Consider the following 19,183-nt stretch of genomic DNA (forward strand, 5'->3'; position numbering starts at 1 on the left):
ATAAACAAGTGAACTAATGAACTAACATCATGATAAAAAACTATTTAAAAATTGCGGTAAGGCAATTGCGCAAACAACGGATGTATGCGGCAATTAAGATTGGTGGTTTTGCATTAAGTATTGCCGCCTGTATATTGATAGGGCTTTATATTAAAGATGAGTTGAGCTATGATCAATCTTACCCGGATACCAATCGTATTTACAGGTTGGTTGAATATTATACACATGATGGAAAAGTTGAAAAAGGTGATGATTACCCTGCACCAATTTCAAATGCGTTAAAAGCTGATTTTCCGGAGATAGAAAAATCCGCGCGTTTAATGCCAAATTCACTTTTCCCCGGAGCCGGAAACAATGAGTTGAGGCGTGCCGACCAGGTAGAGAATACGCATGAAGAAGGGTTCACTTATGCCGATGAGGATCTGTTGAATATTTTAAAGCTGCCAATGGTTTATGGAGAAAGGGAACATGCACTTTCAGAACCTAATACCATGGTGATATCCAAACGCAAAGCGGATAAGTATTTCCCTGGTCAAAATCCGGTTGGTAAGGTAATGTATCTGAATAATGATCAAACCAAACCTTATAGAATTGGGGGAGTGATGGAAAATTTCCCAAAAACATCGCATCTGCAATTTGATTTTCTGCTTACCCTGAAAGGGGTTGAATTTTACAAAGGCGAGCAAACCAACTGGAATGCCAGTAATTACCCCGACTATGTGCTGCTGAAGCCAGGAACAAATATTGAGCAACTGAATAAAAAAATAACCGCTGACATCGAAAAAAATTATTTTTTGCCTGCATTGCTTAGTATCAGTTTTAAAGATGCCGCAAAATTATTGCAACAATTATCATTTAAGTTGCAGCCAATCAGCGATGTTCATTTAACATACGATGTGCAGGACGAATTTCAGCATGGTGACATCCGTTTTATCTGGCTTTTTGGAGCTGTGGCATTATTTATTTTAACCATTGCCTGCATCAATTTCGTTAACCTTTCTACAGCTAAATCGGCTAATCGTGCTAAGGAGGTTGGGTTAAGAAAAGTTGTTGGCTCAACCCGTGGAGGATTAATTAATCAATTTCTTACAGAGTCATTACTTTACAGTGTTATTTCATTTATGATTGGTATACTGCTGGCCTGGGCGTTATTGCCATATTTTAATGTGCTGGCTTCAAAAACATTAACCATACCCTGGCTGGCACTGTGGTTTATACCGGTTATACTTGTAGCGGCATTTATAGTAGGCATAGTGGCCGGCATTTACCCCGCATTTTATCTTTCATCCTTTAAGCCTGCAAGTGTGCTTAAAGGGTCAATAAGTAACGGTAGCAAAAGCTCTGTTCTTCGTAATAGCCTGGTGGTATTCCAGTTTACGGCTTCCATTATACTTATCATCAGCACTTTTGTTATTTACAACCAAATGAAGTATATCCTTAACAAAAACCTGGGTTATAATAAAGATCAGGTTGTTGTGCTGCAGGGTACCAATACACTGGGCGATAATGGCGTTAAAAATCTTAAGCAGGATCTGCTGAAGCTATCGTCAGTTAAAAGTGTTTCTATCAGCGATTATCTGCCTGTTGCCGATACTAAACGCAATGGTAATACCCTTTGGAACGAAGGAAAATCAAAAGTTGAAACCGGTGTAGATTCTCAGTTTTGGGTAATTGACGAGGATTACCTAAAAACGTTTGGCATAAAGCTTTTGGACGGGGTAAACTTTTCGCCTGATGGAAATAATGGTGGTGTTATCGTTAACGAGACTATGGTGAAAAAACTCAACATCAAAAATCCTGTAGGTAAGGCAATTACTCATGGGAGTGATGTGATGAGAATTATTGGCGTAGTAAAGGATTTTAATTTTGAATCGTTAAGGCAACCTATTGGTGCGTTAGCGCTTTTCAAAGGCATCAGCCCTTCTATTGTTTCGGTAAAAATAAATGGCGGAAACATACCAAACACTATCGCGGAAATTTCATCTGTGTGGAAGGATTTGGCCCCATCGCAGCCCATCCGTTATTCTTTTCTCGATGATCGCTTTAATAAAATGTATGATGATGTGCAGCGGATGGGTCATATATTTACCAGTTTTGCTATTCTGGCTGTCGTGATTGCCTGTTTAGGTTTATTCGCTTTAGCAGCCTTTATGGCAGAGCAACGAAGCAAAGAAATCGGGATCAGAAAAGTATTGGGTGCAAGCGTGCAAAGTATTACCAAACTATTATCTTTTGATTTTGTAAAGCTGGTGGTGCTTGCCATCATCATTGCTTCGCCAATTGCCTGGTGGACCATGAATAAATGGCTGGAGGATTTTAATTACCGCATTACTATAAGTTGGTGGATATTTGCCTTAGCGGGCGTTGTTGCTATTTTTATAGCCTTGTTTACGGTGAGTTTTCAATCTATTAAGGCGGCTGTTGCGAACCCTATTAAAGCTTTGCGGAGCGAGTAGAGCAAGGAAGTAGCAGTTTTTATGAGCGGTGACAGTAAAATTATCTGAATCAGAATTGAATCTAAATTTGGCAATTCTGATTCAGATAATGAGTTTAATTAATTATCAGGATGCACCTTTTTCAGATAAGCATCCATTTCGCGGAGTAGTTGACCACTTGAATAAGGCCGCCAGCCATGGCCGCCTCGTTCGCCATAAGTAAACGAGCCTCCATAGTAAGGATTGGTAGTTTTGATTAAAAAATCTTCCATATGGTAAACGCCGAAGTTCAAAAAGAAATCATCCATGCGGCCAGCAAATACATGCAGTTTGCCCACTAATTTGGGGCCTACAGTTGTCCAGTTTTTTTCGAGATAGTAACGCATGTCAAAATTCTCTTTCCAGTAACAGGCTACAGAAGTATCCATCACACCGGTTTCCTCATTAAAAAGTGGTTTAAAATAGCCGTCGCTTCCAATAGGTCCGTAAACGGCGCTCCAAATATCCAGCTGACCGCCCGAACGTCCTTTTGTGCCATTAACCAGTTCCATGGTAATGCGTTGTTTTGAGGTGAGGCGCACATCTCCGGTTTGCCAGAAACGGGTATTGATGGTAGGTGTTTTATACCATTCAAACTCTTTATAAAAGGCGTTTTTATCTTCATAAACATTAATGCCCTCTACATTATGAAAATCAAGCGGGTCTGGTGAGAATGACCATGTACCGCCGTAAAACTCAGGATACAAAACCTGCAACGCAAATGATTCCCAGCCACCGGTTGAGCCTCCGGTTAATAAACGGGCATAACCTTCCCTGATGCAGCGAAACTGTTTTTCTATTTCGGGTATCAGTTCCTGGTGGATAGCATCACCATAAGGACCGTTATTTACCGTATTTACGGCATACGAATCGTCGAAATAAGGGGTAGGATGCTGCAAGGTTATGGCAATAAATGCAGGAAATCCATCGGATGTCCAATCTTTATAAAATTCACTCTGATCACTTTCCCTAAACCTGAATGGCGGGGCCAGCGAGAAATGCCCCTCCTCGTAAACCGTAGGATAGTGTTTATCAGGGTTTTCATCATAGCCTTTCGGTAACAAGATGGTTGCTCCAATATAAATTGGCTGTCCCCAAAATTTGCTGAGTATTTCACTCTTAATTTTAATATGCTTTACCCATTTGGTATCGGCAGGAACTGGAATAGGTGGTATTACTTGGTCAACCAGTAATTTGATGGATTGGGTATGATTTTGATTAATAGAAATTTTTTGCACTTTACTATAGAGGTTGCCCGGTGAACGGCGCCAATCCTGCCCTTCCCATTGGTCCATGTGCATCCATAAGGTGTGTCCGTCAGATCGTTTAAATTCTGTGTATTTGCTTAATACTGCTTGTACATAGTAATCGCCGGTAGGAATATCTTTAAGATCGTTTACCGGGTATCCCAGTATTGAACCATCCACTGTTATTTCCTGTGCCGGTTGCAGCTTTTCAAAGTCGACACCAAAAAACTGTGTGCCATATCGGCCAACTTGCAGTCGTGGTTCAATGGTATCTGCATGCGAAATTACCAGGAACATACGGCCTGTTAATGGTTTTGCGTCGGTTGCGGATGAAAAGGATATTTTAAACTGGAGTTTTCCTTTTGCTCCGGCAATATTTTCTGCTTTTTGCTGGGAAAAAGCGTTTGTCAGGCCTGATAAAAGAAACGAAATGAGGAGTGATTTTAATTTCATATAACAGCAAATTATTAATGATTAAAAAAGATGATTGGCTTATCTTAAGCAATTTACCGTGATTTTTTCATTTAATAAGAAGCCAAACAGCTTTGTTACATGAATGTTAAGCGAAAAGAAAAAGGTGTGAACCTTTAATTGGCCACACCTTCTTTAATTAAATGTTATCATTTGTTTTTACCACAAAAACAATGGTAAAAGCCAAATTGGCGAAACATAGTAAGGATCGTAATAGGGCTCATAATATTCAACGGTTTCTTCCTCTACAATAGTTTCAGTTCCGTTATTATTATAATTGTTATCGTTTTGGTTTTGTTTTTGCTCTTCTTCCAGCAGCTTAATCATCAGCTCTGAACCTTGATTAATCATATCAACCATGGGATCTTCGCCAACTTCTTCGGGCTTGATTGCTGTTTTGCAGATTTCTTCAATTTCGCTCCATTCATTATCAGATACCAGGTCCATCTGCCAACCATTTGAGGCAGTGTCGAACCTGTTTTCATTAATAAACGACATAAATACTATTTCGGCAGGATCAATTTTCTTAAAAAGGGCTACTGCAATACGGAGATCATCAAAGCGTTCGTCATTTGTAAAATCGGCCCAGGCATCATCACTTTCAAAATCAAAATAACGGGCAAAAGCAAATTCACCTTTTTCCAGATCTACATAAGAGAAAATGTCATATACTTTTAAGTATTCTGTATACCGTTTCATGAAGGTATTAAATACATCTTGTCCTTTTGTGGTAACCTGGTAGTTTAGTCCGCTGGTTTGTACATAGCCTTTTGACATCAGCTCAATGAACAGCGGTTCCAGTACACTATCATCGCCATTGGCAACCGTTTGAAAATGATGCTGGCCATTAATCATCTCATTTAAAAGGATGATGGCCTTAAATGATTTTTTATTATCGTCTGTTAAAAACATGGGGGATTGAATGGTTTTGTGGATAGTTACTTCCTATCTAAAAAAAAGCAATAACCTACCCGTCATTGCGAGGTACGAAGCAATCTTTATGCTTTACAAATCATCAAGGGCTTTTATTGTCCTGTGTAGAGATTGCTTCGTACCTCGCAATGACGCGTGGTGAAGGGTTAATTTAACAATTTGGTGCGTTTAGCTTTAATAGCTTCCAATGCGTTTGATGATGAACCTACACCTAAAGCTTTATTGATTTCCTGCTCGGTTGACAGGGTTGAATCTTCAATTTGCGCATAAGCAGCAGCACGGAATTCTTGTGCCGATGCTTTTTCGTCCATACGGTTTAAGGTTGCCATTAAGCCATCGGTATCGACATTTGAAAGCGTTTTGTTGATTTTTTCAGAAACCTCAGCTGTTTTAGCACGCGATTGAATCAATTTTGCACGGTTTTCTGTGTCGGTTATCTGATCCTTAATTTGTTTTATTTTGAGGTCCATCACTGCTACAGCACTTTCTTCTTTTTCGGCCATTTTAGCAAACTGATCTGCTTCAATTGCTGCTTTTTGGTGTGCCTCGGCAGCTTTGGCAGCCAGTTCATTGCCTTTAACCTCGTCAAGCTGTTTGGTTTCAATACGATCAAGCAGTTCATTGGTTTTCTTTTCCCAATCATCGGCACTATTGCGGTATTGCAATTCGCTTGCGCGATGTTGCAGAGCAAGCGCTTTAATTTCGGCCTCGCCCTGTATGGCTTGCTGATAATTTTCTCTTAATTCGCGAAGTATCTGGTCGGCCATTTTAGCCGGATCTTCTAATTTATCTACTGCGGCATTAGCTTCGGCTTTGCCAATGCGGAATAACCTGTCAAATATGCTCATATTATAAAATGTTAGATGCTTAAAATTAATTGTCTGTTTATTAAAATTATCTTCTGCGGCCAAAACCACCACGGCTGCGCCCAAAACTCGACCTGCCAGATGATGATGAACTGCTATGACCAAAGCCACCACTACGCACAGTTGATGGGCTACGGGTACTGAATGAACGTTGTGAACGTGATGGTGAACTTAAACTGCTACGTGAACTTCTGGTAGACATAGCCGATGAAGTTGTTGGCCTGAAAGTAGTATAAGTGCGTGTACGTGTATAATATGACGGATAATAGCCGTAATGGTACATCGGCATATAATAAGCGTGCGGGCGCATCAGGTAACTGAGTAGCAGGAAATCAGTAAGTGAAAATGAGGAATGATAGTAATTATCATTGCCCACATAATTAGGGTTGCCCTGTACACTTAAATCGGCAGTATTGTTTTGGGTGGGATCTACCTTAATGTGTGCAATAGTTACAGAGTCGGCATCACTTACATCATCAACTACGTTTAGCCTGTTTTGAGATGGCTCTTCCACTTTCAAATAATCAATGTTCCCGTCTTTATCCAAATCGAGGTTGCTTACATGATTATTAGGATCGTTAATGGCTTTTTCAAGCGTTTGCGGGTCAGTGCTGGTTTTAACCAACTGAGCTAGTTTGTTTACATCAAAGCCTGCAGGAGCGTTGTTGCTTTCAATAGTTACATTATTTTGTTGCGGCGGGTTTTGCGTGCAACCGGCAGCAAGTATTGCTACGGCAGAGAGTACTATAAATATCTTTTTCATCGTATTTAATCCTGAGTAAATTTATAAAAGTTGTTAATGATAACACAGAACTTATTGATTGTTTTTTATTGCAAGGTTGCTTATTGTTCTGATTGTAGTATTTAGATGCAACTGGTAGCAGGATGTTACAAAAGCCGTTGTGTAATTAAATAAGATGGTGGCTTAAACTATGCCATTACCATCTGATGAGGAAAATATCGGTTTAAACCCATCCGAATATTTCAAAAAAAATCAGGAATTGTTAAGAGAAATGCAACAGATGTTTAAGAATAATGAAGTTTTTTGATAAGTAATGTCAGGTTAACAGGTTATTAAAGTGGTTTTATATATTTACAGCCTTGTTTTAAAAGTTGCGATAACTTTCATCAGGATAACCAATTATAAACTGAGAATTATTTAATAAAGATGAGAAGGATTTGTTTTGTTATTTTACTAACATCTATTTGTTTTGCAGGTATGGGTCAAGGGACACAGGGTACAGCCACAAGAACTATTTTTGCCTATGGTGGTGGTTTTACCAAGCAGTTTATGAGTTATGTAATTACCCTAACTAAAAAAGATAATCCTAAAATATGCTTTTTGCCAACAGCAACAGGTGATAATGCCAATACCATTAATAGCTGGTACTCTGCCTGCGAAGGTTTACCGATGCGTCCTTACGTACAAAGAGCTTTTGTTGCTTCATCTACTGACTCAAAAAGCTTTGAAGAAAACCTGCTGAGCATGGACGCTATTATTGTTGGTGGTGGCAATACCCTAAATATGATGGCCATATGGAAAGCCCAGGGCATCGATACCGTGTTAAAAAAAGCATACAACAAGGGTATTATATTAGGTGGAGGAAGTGCCGGTTCTTTATGCTGGTTTCAGGGAGGTACGACCGATTCAAGACCTAAAGACCTATCTATTGTAAAATGCCTTGGATTTATTCAAACCAGCCACTGTCCGCATTACCATAGCGAGCCATTGCGTAAGCCGCTTTATTTTGATAATATTTTACAGGGAAGACTATCAGCAGGCTATGCCATTGATGATAAGGCCGGGATAGTATTTGAGAATGAACAATATGTGCGAACTGTTGCCATTGATGATAAAAGCAATGCTTACTATGTATCAGTTGTAAACGGACAGATTGATGAAAAGCTTTTGCCGGTTACACAGATCATCAAATAATTTAAATCCTGTTTATCAGCATTTAGTAAGGCCGTCGGTTTCCATAAATCGATGAACCGGCAATCTCTGTTAAACTGTTTTCCTATCTTTACAGCGATTTATGAAATACTTTCGCTGGCTTTTATTGCCGTTTTCATTGCTTTATGGCCTGGTGGTAATTATCCGCAACTGGTTTTATGATGCCGGGATATTTAAGAGCCATAAATTTGAAAAACCTGTAGTATCGGTTGGTAACCTGGATGTTGGTGGTGCGGGTAAAAGCCCTATGACTGAATATCTTATCCGTTTGCTAAAAGATAATTATAAGCTGGCAACCCTGAGCAGGGGCTATGGCCGTAAAACAAAAGGGTACCTGGTTGCTGCTTTATTTAAGGGTATGCCAGGTGTACCAGGTGGCACAGTGCAAAGTGGGTTGGATGATTCTCATCATCAATTAGCTGACCTTGTAGGGGACGAACCTGCACAATTCAAACACAAGTTTCCGGAAATTACTGTTGCCGTTTGCGAGAAAAGGGTAGAAGGACTTAAACGGCTATTACCTGATCATGATTTAATTATTTTGGACGATGCTTACCAGCACCGCGCAGTTGAACCAGGATTAAGTATTTTATTGTTCGATTATAATCGTATTAATGAACCGCACTTTGTGCTGCCTGCAGGTAATCTTCGTGAACCTTTCAGCGGCAGGTGGCGCTCGCAGATCATCGTAATAACAAAGTGTCCTGCACAGTTGAGTGCTTCAGAACAGGTGACTATTGCTGAGAGGATTAAACCATTGCCTTACCAGAGCTTATTTTTTTCGAAAATAGAATATCAGCAGCTGGAAGATTTGGCAGGATTGCCGGTGGATACAGTAATAGATAGCGATACAACCGTGTTTTTGCTCACCGGTATTGCCAATGCTACACCACTTATTAAGTATTTAAATACGGTAACTACAGATATTATTCATCATAAATATCCGGATCATCATCCCTTTACTTTAAAAAATATCACTAAACTTGCTGATGAGTTTAAAGCCTGCACATCACAGAAAAAAGTAATTATTACAACAGAAAAGGATGCACAGCGTTTACAGGAATCATGGTTTAATAAGGATGAAAAAATACCTGTTTGTGTGATCCCTATAAGAACCGTATTTTTAAATGATGACGATCATAAATTTGATCAGCTAATTATTGATTATGTTAGAGAGTATTGAAAAAACCACAGCATACATAAAAAGCCGGATAGGCGATTTTGAACCTGAAGTAGGAATTATATTAGGAACAGGTCTTGGGGGCCTGGTACGTGAAATTGAAGTTGAAAAACAATTGATGTACTCCAATATTCCTGATTTTCCGATCTCCACATTGGAATTTCACTCGGGTAAACTGATTTTCGGAATGCTGGCTGGTAAAAAAGTAGTGGCTATGCAGGGCAGACTTCATTATTATGAAGGTTATAGCATGCAACAGATTACGTTTCCGGTAAGAGTTTTGAAAATGCTGGGTATAAAAACGCTATTTGTATCAAACGCAAGCGGATCATTAAATCCTGATTTTAAAAAGGGTGATTTGATGATAATTGAAGATCATATCAATTTGCAACCTCATAACCCGCTGATTGGGAGAAACGAAGAGGCTCTTGGTCCGCGCTTTCCGGATATGAGTGAGCCTTATAAACGCGTGCTGACAGCTAAAGCACTAGAAATTGCAAAGGCAAACAATATAATATGCCACAAGGGAGTTTATGTTGCTGTTACAGGTCCTAACCTTGAAACCAAAGCTGAATATAAATATTTGCGGATAATAGGTGGTGATGCTGTTGGGATGAGTACCGTTCCGGAAGTGATTGTGGCGAACCATATGGGCTTACCCGTATTTGCAATATCCGTATTAACGGATGAGGGTTTTGGAGAGGTATTAACCCCTGTTTCTGTAGAGGAAATATTGGCTGTGGCTGCTGAAGCCGAGCCTAAAATGACAATGATACTTAAAGAATTGATAGCCGGTTTTTAATGCCTGACAAAATAAAATACTTACTGATTATATTGTTCTGTGTTTTTACACAGGCAGTTTTTGCGCAATCATCTTCCAATTCTAATGGTCAATATAGTACTTCGGGGCAAAAGCCTAATTTAAGGGATACAACCACCCAAAAGGTACTTACTGCCGATCAGGAGCTGGATTCATTGAGGAAGAAGCAGGATAAGAAAAAAGATACTGTTGTATTTAACTCAAAATTTATAAGGGTAACTAATGAAAGGTTATTGAGAGACAGCACACAATTGCTGCGCTTGGATACTGGCATTATAAATTTTGAAAATTATGGAGCACTTAGTCAGCCCAGGAGCCCTAAAATAGGTTTGGGCAACTTAGGTTTGGATGAACGGGATTTATTATTTACACCATCGCGTACCATTGGATTTGATGCGGGTTTGCATACATTGGATGCTTATCTGTTGAATCCTGAAGATATTAATTATTATCGCGCCCGTGTTGGTTATACCAATATGTATGGTGGTTTAACAGATCAGATATTTAAATTATTACATACCCAAAATGTCAACCCACGGTTAAACGTTGGTTTTAATCTTAATTTTATTGGTTCGCATGGAACTTATAGTCAGCAACTGTTATTACAAAATGTTAGTGATGTAAATGCGGGCGCCTTTGCATGGTACGAATCAAAAAACAAACGATATAACCTGTTAGCCAATTTACTTTATAATAATTTAAAAGCTCCCGAAACTGGTTCCATTCAAAATGACTCTATCTTTAAAACCGGGTCAATCGACAAAACATCAGAGCCCGTACGTTTGGCCAGTACCTATGAAAACTGGAAACAAGCTGGACTTTATGTAAAACAGTTTTATTACATAGGCAGGATAGACAGTACCAAAAAAGGATCGGGTAATGAAAATATATTGCCCACCCAGCGTGTTAGCTATACCCTTAATTATAATACCCGCAAGTATAATTTTTTACAAAACGAGGCTGATACTTATAATGTATTCCCCGATTATTATTATGCATCCAATTACTCGCGCGATTCGCTCACGGTGCAGCATGTGCAAAATGAATTTTCCTATAGTTTTTACCTCCGGAGTAAATCGGTAAAGTTTGTTAAAAATGAAGTAAAGCTTGATTTAGGTTTGGCTGAAGACTATTATCATTATACCCAATACGTTGCTGATACTGCATTAAATCAATATGGTAATAAGGTTATTCAGTCCACAAAGGTTCAGGATGCTTCCTTTCAGGATATTACGCTTAAGGCAAAGTTTAGTTACAAGTTTAGTGACAAAATAGGTTTGGAAGGCGATTTTCAACAAATTGCCCAGGGCAGGGATGCCGGCGATTTTTTGTACGATGCCAAAGTTTTACTCGCTGGCGGCCAAAAGGCAGGCCGAATAATATTTGAAGGATACACACAAAGCAGCTCGCCTCCATTAGTGTATACTGATTGGATATCAAACCACTTTATATTTCACGATAAATTCAACAATCAAAAAACTAATAGTGTATCCTTTCACTACATTAATGATTTATTGAAATTGGATTTGAAAGCTGAATACTTTTTGATAAATGATTACCTGTATTTTGCATCGCAACCTAATGGAATTGATGCAACACCAACCCAATTAAATTCTGATATCAATCTGCTTAAAGTTAGTTTAGGCAAAAGTATAGCCTGGCGCAGATGGCACCTGGATGAATTTTTAGTTTATCAAAAAACAGATTATCAGGCAACTTTGCGTACGCCTCAATTTTATAGCTACACCAGTTTGTATTATAAAATGTTCCTGTTTCACGTACTATATTCAAATCTGGGTATAGATGTGCGTTATAATTCGGAATATGTGGCTCCTTCATACGCGGTTGGTTTAGGGCAATTTTACAACGGTGCAAATGTTACCTTCTCTTCATATCCGATAGCAAGTGTCTTTTTTAAAGCCACTTTGCAGCGCACCAACTTTTTTATTATGTATGATTATGCCAATCAGGGATTGTTTAGCCCCGGATTTTATAATGTAAACCGTTATCCCCAGATGGATCACTTGCTTAAAATAGGAGTGTCCTGGTCATTCTATAATTAAGACCCCCTAACCCCCTGAAGGGGGAACTTGAAAATCGACTCCCCTTCAGGGAGCTGGAGGTTAGGTTTTCTGTTTCTTCTTTCTTGCAGCAGGGAAAAGTACGTTATTTAAGATCAGCCTGTATCCGGGCGAGTTAGGGTGCAGCTTTAAATCAGTTGGCGGATCGCCTACAATGTGCTGATAATCTTCCGGATCATGGCCGCCGTAAAAGGTCCATTGCCCCTTGCCATATTCGCCATGAATGTAACGCGCTTCATTGTTTGATTTCATTTCGCCCATTATGGTTACTCCGGGTTTAAGCAACTTTTTATTAAAGGCAGTGGTTAATCCCATAAAACCCTTTATTACTTTATCGTGATTCTGTGTTAGCATGCTGGGCACTACATCCCACTTGGCCGAAAAATCAAACAAAGTAAAAAAGTCTTGTGTGCGGTCAACCTGGCGGGTTGAAGTTACATCAATATTGCTAAACTGGTGCGAAAGTGGGTTCATATCCAATGTGAAATTCTGGAAAGCAAAGGTCTGGCTGAAATCCAGTTTTGATTGCGCTTCAGGGTCGGCAGCATCTCCATCAAACATCGCCTCGCAAATGTCTGTATTGGCAGCAGCCAAGGCTATATCAAAGGTATCGGTACCCGAGCACATAGCAAATAGGAACCCTCCTCCGGCACAAAAATCACGGATATTTTGGGCAACGGCCAGCTTCATTTGCGATACCTTTTTAAACCCCAGTTTATGAGCCGTAGCTTCCTGTATCTTCACATCATCGTTATACCATTGCGCGTACCTGAAAGCGCCATAAAATTTACTGTACTGGCCTGTAAAATCTTCGTGATGCAGGTGCAGCCAATCGTATTTAGGTAAATCGCCCCGTATTACTTCTTCATCATAAACCACATCATACGGGATCTCGGCATACTTTAAAACCAGCGTGACGGCGTCATCCCATGGAAGTTTGTTTTTGGGTGAGTAAACGGCCATTTTAGGCGCTTTTTCCAGCTTTACAATATCCATATTTACAGAAGGGTCGCTCACTTCGGTAACAATCTCATTTACCTTGGCATCGGCTAAAACCTCATAGCTTACGCCACGGATTTTGCATTCATCCTCAATCTTTTTATCGTAGTTCATCATAAAGCTGCCACCGCGATAGTTAAGCAGCCAGTTTACTTCTTCGCCGTTTTTTAAAACCCAGAAGGCAATTCCGTACGATTTTAAATGATCTTTCTGTTCTTCATCCATAGGGATTAATATGGATGCTGCCCTTGTAATAAAGGGTAAAAGGTAAATAGCGAAAGCTAAAAGGTATTTTATTTTTGTTTTACTGATGATCACTTTTTGGGCAACTACATTTATCCAAATGTAACGAATAATTGAATAGGGTATTATGTAATAGTTTTGATTGATAACTAACCTTTTGCCTTTCACCTTTATCCTTTCTGCTTTTTTGTTACCTTTGCTCTCTATTTTAAAAAAAGAAATGAGCAAAGCAATTATCAAAACTGAAAAGGGCGATATGACCGTAGAATTTTACGATAAGGATGCCCCAAATACCGTTGCTAACTTTAAAAAATTAGCAAGTTCTGGCTTCTATAATAATGTAATTTTTCACCGTGTTATCCCTAATTTCATGATTCAGGGTGGCGATCCAACCGGTACAGGTGCTGGTGGCCCGGGTTACAAAATTGATTGTGAATTAACCGGCGAAAACCAATACCATGATCGTGGTGTGCTTTCAATGGCTCACGCTGGCCGTAATACTGGTGGCTCACAGTTCTTTATCTGCCATAGCAGAGCCAATACCGCACATTTAGACAGAAATCATACCGTATTTGGTAAGGTAGTTGAAAATGTTGACGTAGTGGATGATATCCGCCAGGGCGATAAAATATTGAGCATTGAGGTAATTGAAGACTAAATAGTTAAGGGTACAGCAGTGAACGGTAATTCTCTCTTCACTGCTTTGCCTTCGCCATAAAACAAAACAGGATGAATTTATTAGGAATTGTTGCCGTATCAGGAAAACCAGGATTATGGAGAGCATTGGCTCAAAATAAAACCGGCTATATTTTAGAGAGCCTTGATGCGCAAAAAACTAAACTGGTAGCAAATATCTCTACCGCTAAACTGGCTGCGCTAAACGAGATTACCATTTTTGGTTTAGAAGAAGATATTAAGCTGTTAGACGTATTTGAAAAAATGAAGAATGCTTCATCTGTACCTGATACAAAAGCAGACGGTAAGAAAATGCGCGAATTTTTCAGAGAAATAGCGCCGGATCATGATGAAGAGAAAGTGTATGCCTCTGATATGAAAAAAATTATCAGCTGGTACCAGGTACTGAAAGATCTTCCTTTATTTAATGAAGATGAGCCTGTTGCTGCTGAAGAGCCTGCCGTAACCGAAGAGCCTGTAAAGGTTGCTGAAACTGTTGAAGCCGAAGCCACCGCTGAAAAGCCTAAAGCGAAAGCTAAAAAGCCAGCCGCTAAAAAAGCTGAATAGTATTATCACTATCACCACGCGTTGTTGCGAGGTACTAAGCAATCTCTAAACTATACAGATCAAATAAGTTTAGAGGTTGCTTTTTGATTTAAACCTGTCTCCCAATTAACAATCCTGCTGCTTACATTCCTCTTCCGAAAACTCGGGTTCAAAGGTGCTATGGCTAATATCCAGGTGCTCTAAACGGTGACGAAGATCGTGCTTGATGTTATCGAATGTTGAAATAAACTCTGGATCAATAACAATATGTGCGGTTAGTGCATTTTCGGTGGTGCTTAGTGCCCAAACGTGCATGTGGTGGATATCAACTACCCCCTTGGCCTTTAATAAGCTGGCCTTAATTTTATCAAGGTCCATTTCTTTGGGTACGCCATCCATTTCCAATCGCAGGCTGTCTTTAAGTAAGCTCCAGGTGCCTCTTAATATTACTATGGCTATAATTAAACTCACAACGCTGTCAATCCAGTAATACTTGGTAAAATAAATGATGATACCTGAAATTACCACCCCGAATGATACGATGGCATCCATAGCCATGTGCATGTAAGCACCTTTAACATTCAGGTCGGTATCTTTATCCTTAACAAATAGCCAGGCGGTAAAAGCATTAATACCAATACCAATAAATGATACCCATGCCATAGTACCACCATCAACCTTTTCGGGTGTGATGAAACGTATTATGGCTTCGTACCCAATAAAACCTACGGAAACAAATAAAATAAGGGCGTTAAAAAAAGATACAATAATGGTTGATCTTTTATAGCCATAGGTGTACTGACTGTTTGCGTTTACCTTGGTTAATTTAAATGCCAGTAGAGCAAGTGCCAGGCCTGCAACATCACTCAGGTTATGGCCCGCATCGGTTAACAGGGATAGGGAATGAGTGAATAACCCGGCTACCACTTCTATAACAACAAAAGCTGAGTTAAGGATAATACCTACTATAAAAGCAGTATTTAAATGATCAAGCTTAGGGGTATGATCATGGTGATGATGACCATGAGCATGTGAATGATCGTGCGAATGACTGTGACCTGATGACATAGGCGCAAATTTAATTATTTACGCCAACAATAACAGTAAACCGCTATTAAAAGAAGATTAGATATAAAATAAGCAGCATTAACGCATATTTAACCGCATAATATAAGTTACGGTTATAGGCTTTAATACGTTTACCTACCAGCCTGATAGAGTATACATATCTGAACGCTTTGTTAATATTACCAGTTTTATCTTCGCCCATGTTTGGTGATACGGCTGCAGCCATAATGAACCAGCCAAAGAACTTATTCCAGGCACGGCCAAACATGGTATTAACCGGTCTCTCAATATCACAAAACAGGATAATGCGGTCTATATCTGTTTTATTTTCAGCGTAGTGGATATAAGTCTCGTCGAAAATAACGTCCTCGCCATCTTTCCAGGCATAGCTCTGGCCATCAACCACAATGTGGCAAAGTTCAGAGTTAGGGGTTATTAAACCCAGGTGGTAACGTAATGATCCGGCATAAGGATCGCGGTGCATCAACAACTCGCTTCCGGCAGGTAAAACAGCAAACATGGCTGCTTTAACATTAGGAATCTGCTGAAGTAAATCAATAGTTTTCGGGCAGTGTTTTTTTGCTGATGGATGAAAATCATCATACCATTTTAAATAAAAACGTTTCCATCCACGTCTGAAAAACGAGTTGAAACCCATGTCGTTATACTTGTCTGATCCTTTTATCAGCTCTTCGCGCTCCAATTGTAAAGCTTCGTCGCGTATGGTTTGCCAGTTGTCTTTAAGCAGGTTTAACTGCGGAAAATGCTCCTGGCTTATGTATGGTTGATTCTCTACTCCCGAAAAGGCATACATGGGCATATTGATGGGAGCCATAAAGGTAGAGTGATCTGTAAGTTGCCTGAAAAATGGAAAGCGCACCTTGCCACGGTAATGAACTATAACCGTTGAAATGATGAGAATATAAAATAAAATGAATTTTACCGATATTAGTTCTGTAACAATTTGATGCATGTTGCGCCTTTTTTTGCCAAAAATAGGATTATTAAGCCTCCAATATCGTTAAATTAAGTTAATCGCTGATTTTTTTTACAAAAAGCTGACTAATAGTGGCTTTTGGTCAATGATTTTGTTGGTTATTATTTGTCTTGTCCGTCCGGTTTGGAGTACAGGGCAAGTGAACAGTTGCGGACGAAAATTACTCGTGGTGATAAGGTTCACCCTTCATTATGGTATAAGCCCGGTATAATTGTTCAATAAAAAATAAACGCACCATTTGATGCGAAAACGTCATGGGCGATAAGGACAGCTTATCATTTGCCCGGTCATAAACGGTTTCATCAAAACCATATGGGCCGCCAACAACAAAAACCATGCTGGCTACAGAACCAACCTCCTTTTTTTGAATGTAAGCGGCAAACTTTACAGAGCTTAGTTCCATCCCTTTTTCATCAAGGAGTACCACATAATCCTGCGGTGTTATTTTTTTGAGGATCAGTTCTGCTTCTTTGGCTTTTTGTTGTTCGCGGGTTAGGGCTTTGGTGTTTTTTAATTCATCTAAATCAATGATCACTAATTTAGTATAATGCTTTAAGCGCTTAACATATTTGTCAATACCATCTTTTAAATAAGCATCTTCAGTTTTCCCAACGGTTAAAAAAGTGATCTTCATGAAATAAATAAAATGTTTATTTAAAATATATCCGTTTATTTAGCCTGATTTTTATTTAAAATGGAACCGAGTATTCTCAACACTTATCAGCAAACCGCAGCATTTGCCCAGCAAGAGGCCGACAAATATAAAAAAATGGCTAATAACTATGGATTGTACAGGCTGTTGGCATTTGGCTTGTTTATCCTTTCCATATGCGCTGCTATTGCTGTTGATGAAGTGGGAATTATAGGCTTCTCGCTAGCTGTTTTAGTTATTTGCTTTAGCTGGCTCATTAAAAAGCAAAATCATTTTGAAACCCTCGGCGCTTATTATCAGGACATAAAAAAGGTAAATGAAAATGAAATAACCAGTATTGAAAGCCGTGGCAATATGTATAATAATGGAGCCATGGTAAATAATGAAAAACATTATTACGCATCAGATCTGGATATTTTTGGCAACGGCTCTTTGTTTCAATTGGTAAACAGGTGCGCTACTTTTCCGGGTTTGGTTAAATTAGCCGGATGGTTAAATGCTCCAGCTAAAAAGGATGTAATTATACTGCGTCAGCAAGCGATTAGTGAAATTGCCAATAAGAACGATTGGAAGCTGGATATACAGGCCCACTTGCTATTTTCCCTGAAGCAGCAACGCGAACAAATCAAAAATCTGCTCGAATATTTAAAAATACCCGTTGAATTAAAAGACGAAAAATGGCTCAGCCTGTATAGTAAGATTGCACCCTGGTTAGTGTTTGTTGCCATTATTACGGCTATATTTTATGTGCCTGCACGCTACTTTGTACCGATGTTAATGTTATTCAACTATCGCCTGGTTTCGTCACGATCAGAAATTGTAGATAAAACAGATTTGATTGCCGGGAAGATTGGGAAAACCCTGGCTCATTTTGTACTGGCCTTTAAAAGTATTGAAGGAGAGGACTGGCAGTCGGCTTATTTAAAAGAAGTATCGGCCAAAATAAAAACAGGGGATAAGGATAACGTTTCTCACAAAATACAACAGCTTTCGCTGCTGATAAATAAACTAAATTATCGACTTAACTTATTGGTGAAGTTTGTGCTTAATGTTTTTTGTTTGTGGGATATACGGCAGGTAATAGCCATTGAAAACTGGAAAAAAAACAACCACCAAAGTTTTGAAACAGCCTTTGATGTAGTTGCTGAATTTGAAGCCATCATCAGCCTGGCAAGCTTAAAAATAAATAACCACGATTGGTGCATACCTCAAATTGCTGATGGGGAAGGCTACACCATCATAGCAAAGCACCTGGCCCATCCGCTTATTAGTGGTGATAAACGTGTTGATAATGATTTTGAGCTGGATAACGCATTTAAGATCGATATTATCACCGGCTCAAACATGGCAGGTAAAAGTACCTTTCTACGTACCATAGGCATTAATACAGTGCTGGCCCTTTGCGGCGCCCCGGTTTGTGCCAGCGAAATGAAGGTATCGGTAATTACCATTATTACCTACATGCGTATTAAAGATTCGCTGAATGAAAGTACCTCAACCTTTAAGGCTGAGCTTGACAGGCTACAGTTATTACTGAAGGCCGTTGAAAGCGACGATAAGGTATTCTTTTTGATTGATGAGATGCTGCGGGGTACAAACTCGGTAGATAAATACAGGGGCTCAAAAGCGGTAATAGAGCAACTCATTAAAAAGAAAGCAGTAGGCATGGTGGCAACACACGATTTGCAGATTGCCGAACTGGAAGCCGCTCATCCTGATTATGTGCGTAATTTTTATTTCGATATAAAAGTAAAAGATGGCGAAATGCTGTTTGATTACAAGATTAAACATGGTGAGTGTAAAACCTTCAACGCTTCATTGCTGCTTAAGCAGATTGGGATTGATGTGGAGGAATAGAAATCAAAGAATAAAATCATCAGAGCCTGATAGATCATATCAAACTAAATAATTATCCGTTTGTCTATCCGTCCGGTTTTAGGTATTAGACAGATGGACATCCTGTGGACATATCCCTTA

The 19,183-nt window shown here is 39.3% G+C and carries 16 protein-coding genes; 8 read left to right on the forward strand and 8 right to left on the reverse strand.

From position 1 onward, the window contains the following. The first annotated feature begins 29 nt into the window (after nucleotides 1–29). Nucleotides 30–2,456 (forward strand): ABC transporter permease, encoded by a 2,427-nt coding sequence (locus tag JN11_RS00525; protein WP_144908586.1) that lies wholly within the window; start codon nucleotides 30–32, stop codon nucleotides 2,454–2,456. A 98-nt stretch (nucleotides 2,457–2,554) separates the two neighbouring features. Here JN11_RS00525 and JN11_RS00530 read toward each other — a convergent pair whose 3' ends face one another. From JN11_RS00530 to JN11_RS00545, 4 genes are all read right to left on the reverse strand, one after another. Then, complete coding sequence (locus JN11_RS00530) at nucleotides 2,555–4,174, reverse strand: alpha/beta hydrolase-fold protein (RefSeq protein ID WP_144908588.1); 1,620 nt, start codon at nucleotides 4,172–4,174, stop codon at nucleotides 2,555–2,557. A gap of 177 nt (nucleotides 4,175–4,351) precedes the next feature. Beyond that, nucleotides 4,352–5,104, reverse strand: coding sequence for a hypothetical protein (locus JN11_RS00535; protein ID WP_144908590.1), 753 nt, complete (start codon nucleotides 5,102–5,104; stop codon nucleotides 4,352–4,354). A 167-nt stretch (nucleotides 5,105–5,271) separates the two neighbouring features. Beyond that, nucleotides 5,272–5,973, reverse strand: coding sequence for a PspA/IM30 family protein (locus JN11_RS00540; protein ID WP_144908592.1), 702 nt, complete (start codon nucleotides 5,971–5,973; stop codon nucleotides 5,272–5,274). A 46-nt stretch (nucleotides 5,974–6,019) separates the two neighbouring features. Continuing rightward, nucleotides 6,020–6,754: a hypothetical protein gene (locus JN11_RS00545; protein WP_144908594.1), complete on the reverse strand. Its 735-nt coding sequence runs from the start codon at nucleotides 6,752–6,754 to the stop codon at nucleotides 6,020–6,022. Nucleotides 6,755–7,159: 405 nt separating this feature from the next. Between JN11_RS00545 and JN11_RS00550 the strand changes: the two genes are divergently transcribed. The 4 genes from JN11_RS00550 (at nucleotide 7,160) to JN11_RS00565 (ending at nucleotide 12,008) form a co-directional block, all read left to right on the forward strand. Continuing rightward, on the forward strand, nucleotides 7,160–7,927 hold the full coding sequence (locus JN11_RS00550) for a Type 1 glutamine amidotransferase-like domain-containing protein (RefSeq protein ID WP_144908596.1): 768 nt from the start codon (nucleotides 7,160–7,162) through the stop codon (nucleotides 7,925–7,927). Nucleotides 7,928–8,027: 100 nt separating this feature from the next. Next, nucleotides 8,028–9,128 (forward strand): tetraacyldisaccharide 4'-kinase, encoded by a 1,101-nt coding sequence (lpxK, locus tag JN11_RS00555; protein WP_144908598.1) that lies wholly within the window; start codon nucleotides 8,028–8,030, stop codon nucleotides 9,126–9,128. Continuing rightward, nucleotides 9,112–9,927: a purine-nucleoside phosphorylase gene (locus JN11_RS00560; RefSeq protein WP_144908600.1), complete on the forward strand. Its 816-nt coding sequence runs from the start codon at nucleotides 9,112–9,114 to the stop codon at nucleotides 9,925–9,927. The genes lpxK and JN11_RS00560 overlap by 17 nt, the downstream gene beginning before the upstream one ends. Beyond that, nucleotides 9,927–12,008, forward strand: a complete 2,082-nt coding sequence (locus tag JN11_RS00565; protein ID WP_144908602.1) for a putative porin — start codon at nucleotides 9,927–9,929, stop codon at nucleotides 12,006–12,008. The genes JN11_RS00560 and JN11_RS00565 overlap by 1 nt, the downstream gene beginning before the upstream one ends. 60 nt (nucleotides 12,009–12,068) lie before the next feature. On the opposite strand, the gene JN11_RS00570 is transcribed toward JN11_RS00565, so the two are convergent. Then, a complete protein-coding gene (locus JN11_RS00570; protein WP_144909626.1) occupies nucleotides 12,069–13,250 on the reverse strand; it encodes an asparagine synthetase B in 1,182 nt (393 codons plus the stop codon). A gap of 238 nt (nucleotides 13,251–13,488) precedes the next feature. On the opposite strand from JN11_RS00570, the gene JN11_RS00575 reads away from it, so the two are divergent. Continuing rightward, complete coding sequence (locus tag JN11_RS00575; protein ID WP_144908604.1) at nucleotides 13,489–13,926, forward strand: peptidylprolyl isomerase; 438 nt, start codon at nucleotides 13,489–13,491, stop codon at nucleotides 13,924–13,926. 71 nt (nucleotides 13,927–13,997) lie between these two features. Continuing rightward, complete coding sequence (locus JN11_RS00580) at nucleotides 13,998–14,510, forward strand: DUF5606 family protein (RefSeq protein ID WP_144908606.1); 513 nt, start codon at nucleotides 13,998–14,000, stop codon at nucleotides 14,508–14,510. Between the two features lie 105 nt (nucleotides 14,511–14,615). Here JN11_RS00580 and JN11_RS00585 read toward each other — a convergent pair whose 3' ends face one another. From JN11_RS00585 to rlmH, 3 genes are all read right to left on the reverse strand, one after another. After that, nucleotides 14,616–15,557, reverse strand: coding sequence for a cation diffusion facilitator family transporter (locus tag JN11_RS00585; protein ID WP_144908608.1), 942 nt, complete (start codon nucleotides 15,555–15,557; stop codon nucleotides 14,616–14,618). Nucleotides 15,558–15,603: 46 nt separating this feature from the next. Next, on the reverse strand, nucleotides 15,604–16,530 hold the full coding sequence (locus JN11_RS00590) for an aspartyl/asparaginyl beta-hydroxylase domain-containing protein (RefSeq protein WP_144908610.1): 927 nt from the start codon (nucleotides 16,528–16,530) through the stop codon (nucleotides 15,604–15,606). A 184-nt stretch (nucleotides 16,531–16,714) separates the two neighbouring features. After that, nucleotides 16,715–17,188: a 23S rRNA (pseudouridine(1915)-N(3))-methyltransferase RlmH gene (gene rlmH / locus JN11_RS00595; RefSeq protein ID WP_144908612.1), complete on the reverse strand. Its 474-nt coding sequence runs from the start codon at nucleotides 17,186–17,188 to the stop codon at nucleotides 16,715–16,717. A 60-nt stretch (nucleotides 17,189–17,248) separates the two neighbouring features. Between rlmH and JN11_RS00600 the strand changes: the two genes are divergently transcribed. After that, the gene (locus JN11_RS00600) at nucleotides 17,249–19,063 is read left to right on the forward strand and encodes a MutS-related protein (RefSeq protein WP_144908614.1); all 1,815 of its coding nucleotides are present in this window, start codon (nucleotides 17,249–17,251) and stop codon (nucleotides 19,061–19,063) included. Nucleotides 19,064–19,183: the final 120 nt, after the last annotated feature.

This window comes from Mucilaginibacter frigoritolerans, from assembly GCF_007830615.1.
Lineage (GTDB): Bacteria > Bacteroidota > Bacteroidia > Sphingobacteriales > Sphingobacteriaceae > Mucilaginibacter > Mucilaginibacter frigoritolerans.